We start from the raw sequence: 2,867 nt of genomic DNA on the forward strand, positions 1-2,867 counted from the left end.
GGGCGACACGGAAAACCGCGGAGGAACGCCACGGCGTTCCTCCGCGGTTTTCCGTGTCGCCCGCCACGATTGGATGGTGGCGGGGCAAAGGAAGGAAGACATTTATGATCCAGAAAAACTGGCAGGAACTGATCAAGCCGAACAAGATCGAGTTCTCGTCGAAGAAGAAGACGCTGACCACGCTGGTGGCCGAGCCGCTCGAACGCGGCTTTGGCCTGACGCTGGGCAACGCGCTGCGGCGCGTGCTTCTGTCTTCGCTGCGCGGCGCGGCTGTCACCGCCGTGCAGATCGACGGCGTACTGCATGAATTCTCGTCCATCGCCGGCGTGCGCGAGGACGTGACCGACATCGTGCTCAACATCAAGGAAATCGCCATCCGCATGGAAGGCGATGGTCCCAAGCGCATGGTCGTGCGCAAGCAGGGCCCGGGCGCCGTGCTCGCCGGCGACATCCAGACCGTCGGCGACGTCGAGATCCTCAACCCCGACCACGTCATCTGCACGCTGGACGAGGGCGCCGAGATCCGCATGGAGTTCACCGTCGACACCGGCAAGGGCTATGTGCCCGCCGAGCGCAACCGCGCCGAGGACGCGCCGATCGGCCTGATCCCGGTCGACTCGCTCTACTCGCCGGTCAAGAAGGTCTCCTACAAGGTCGAGAACACCCGCGAGGGCCAGGTGCTCGACTATGACAAGCTGACCATGACCATCGAGACCAACGGCTCGATCTCGGGCGAGGACGCGGTCGCCTTCGCCGCCCGCATCCTGCAGGACCAGCTCGCGCTGTTCGTCAACTTCGACGAGCCGCAGAAGGAAGTCGCGACCGAAGCCGTCACCGAGCTCGCCTTCAACCCGGCGCTGCTCAAGAAGGTCGACGAACTCGAACTTTCGGTGCGTTCGGCCAACTGCCTGAAGAACGACAACATCGTCTATATCGGCGACCTGATCCAGAAGACCGAAGCCGAGATGCTGCGCACCCCGAACTTCGGCCGCAAGTCGCTGAACGAGATCAAGGAAGTGCTGGCGGCCATGGGCCTCCATCTCGGCATGGAAGTGCCGGACTGGCCGCCGGAAAACATCGAAGACCTCGCAAAGCGTTACGAAGACCAGTATTGAGCATGAATTCCAAGGATCGGCGGCGCGAGCCGCTCGATCCGACGGTCATGCGGAAAACCATCAGAGGCCGTGGCCTCTTGAACAACTGAAGAAGGAAAAGAGCCATGCGCCACGGTTTCAAAGGCCGTCGTTTCGCCCGCAGCATCAGCCATCGTAAGTCGATGTTCGCCAACCTCGCCGTGTCTCTGATCGAGCACGAGCAGATCGTCACCACCCTGCCGAAGGCGAAGGACCTGCGTCCGATCGTCGAGAAGCTCGTCACGCTCGGCAAGCGCGGCGACCTGCACGCCCGCCGCCAGGTGATCGCGCAGATCGGCAATGAAGGCGTCGTCAAGCGCCTGTTCGAGACCCTCGCCCCGCGCTACGCCACCCGCAATGGCGGCTACCTGCGCATCATGAAGGCAGGCTTCCGCAAGGGCGACAACGCTGCCATGGCGGTCATCGAATTCGTCGACCGCGACACCTCGGCCAAGGGCGCCGCCGACCGCGCCCGCCTCGAGGCCGAGGGCGCTAATGAGGAAGCCGCGGCCGCCTGAGGCACGGATACTCCGAGAAAGCGTTCAAGGGGCCTTCGGGCCCCTTTGTACTTTTGCCTGCAACCTATCGAACCAGGTTCAGGTAGTCCTGGCCAGCCAGGCACTGCCAATTGAACACCCCGGGCAGCTCTTTGGGGGCCTTCCGCGGATAGGAGTAGATGCTGTCAACCTTGGTTCGGGAGTCGATATTCCGGACAAGTTGCAGCACGGTCGAACTGTTCAAATATTCAATCACGTCGCGATTGCCGATGAAAGACGTGTCGACCTGGAAATGAATCTGGATGCCGCCGGCACAAACGTTCAGCAGGATGTCGTCGCTTAGCGCCGCGTAGTAGACGGAAGCCTGCGTGGGATCCCACAGGCCTGCTGCAAGGAATTCGGACGGCCTCGTTGCGCCGCTGAATCCATCTAGCGACACCTTCAGCTGTTTGGTCAAAGGTTCAAATTCACCCTCGAGTTGCGATGCCCCTTCGATCTGAAACCAATTCATCGAGTGGGGTGCGATGCTGTCGAAGGAAATCTCCAGGTTGCCGAAGAACCAGTAGACCGGAATCGGGTCACCTTCGCTGATATTCCATCCGTCGGGTGACCCGAGCCTGTGCTATCTCGATAAGCCTCATGTCGGGCGACACCGGTCCCAAGACACCGGTCGCCAGGAAATCGGGGAAGGAAGCGAGCTGCTTTTTCATGAAACGGACAACAGTACCAGATTGCGGATACAGCTATAGCCGGTTACTGGCTGAAAATAATTCGATTTCATCGCCTTAGCCTTTCATTCTGCACAATCGTCGGGACAATGGCGCCCGATCTGGAGGATTCGGAATGCACCTCAAACGACTGTTTCTTGTTGCTGCGCTGGCTCTATTCGCCGCGGCACCGGCCGCAAGACAGGCTTTTGCCGAGGATGCCGCTAAGCCGGCCGATCCAGGCCTCTCCGACGTGCTGACCGATCTGTTGCATGGCGTTGAAGGAGAGAACGGCACGTCCGGCCCCGACAAGCGCGTGCCGTTCGGCCGCGAGGAGGTGCAGCTTTCCTTCGCGCCGCTGGTCAAGCAGACCGCACCCGCCGTCGTCAACGTCTATGCCTCGCAGACCGCCAAGATGACGTCGCCTTTCGAGGGCGATCCCTTCTTCGAGGAATTCTTCGGCCGCGCCCAGCCGCGCGCGCAGTCTTCGCTGGGCTCGGGCGTGCTGGTCGATCCGAGCGGCGTCATCG

Annotated in this window: 3 protein-coding genes and 1 pseudogene; 3 read left to right on the forward strand and 1 reads right to left on the reverse strand. The window is 61.5% G+C overall.

Annotated features, from left to right (window positions below; translation table 11 throughout):
* Nucleotides 1–104: 104 nt before the first annotated feature.
* Both EOA27_RS30305 and rplQ read left to right on the forward strand, forming a co-directional pair.
* The gene (locus EOA27_RS30305) at nucleotides 105–1,115 is read left to right on the forward strand and encodes a DNA-directed RNA polymerase subunit alpha (protein WP_040994640.1); all 1,011 of its coding nucleotides are present in this window, start codon (nucleotides 105–107) and stop codon (nucleotides 1,113–1,115) included.
* Between the two features lie 104 nt (nucleotides 1,116–1,219).
* Nucleotides 1,220–1,651, forward strand: a complete 432-nt coding sequence (rplQ, locus tag EOA27_RS30310; protein ID WP_126082799.1) for a 50S ribosomal protein L17 — start codon at nucleotides 1,220–1,222, stop codon at nucleotides 1,649–1,651.
* A gap of 64 nt (nucleotides 1,652–1,715) precedes the next feature.
* Here the strand turns inward: rplQ and EOA27_RS30315 are convergent, their stop codons facing one another.
* A complete protein-coding gene (locus tag EOA27_RS30315; protein WP_126082798.1) occupies nucleotides 1,716–2,141 on the reverse strand; it encodes a hypothetical protein in 426 nt (141 codons plus the stop codon).
* Between the two features lie 332 nt (nucleotides 2,142–2,473).
* Here EOA27_RS30315 and EOA27_RS30320 point away from each other — a divergent pair.
* Nucleotides 2,474–2,867: pseudogene (locus EOA27_RS30320) on the forward strand (S1C family serine protease); the annotation flags it as partial.

Origin of the sequence: Mesorhizobium sp. M2A.F.Ca.ET.037.01.1.1, from assembly GCF_003998075.1 — a bacterium.
Taxonomy (GTDB): domain Bacteria; phylum Pseudomonadota; class Alphaproteobacteria; order Rhizobiales; family Rhizobiaceae; genus Mesorhizobium.

What these genes read in the sequence shown, in the direction of transcription:
- EOA27_RS30305 (WP_040994640.1), top strand. Translation starts at nt 105, where the DNA reads ATGATCCAGAAAAACTGGCAGGAACTGATCAAGCCGAACAAGATCGAG.
- rplQ (WP_126082799.1), top strand. Translation starts at nt 1,220, where the DNA reads ATGCGCCACGGTTTCAAAGGCCGTCGTTTCGCCCGCAGCATCAGCCAT.
- EOA27_RS30315 (WP_126082798.1), bottom strand. Translation starts at nt 2,141, where the DNA reads ATGAATTGGTTTCAGATCGAAGGGGCATCGCAACTCGAGGGTGAATTT.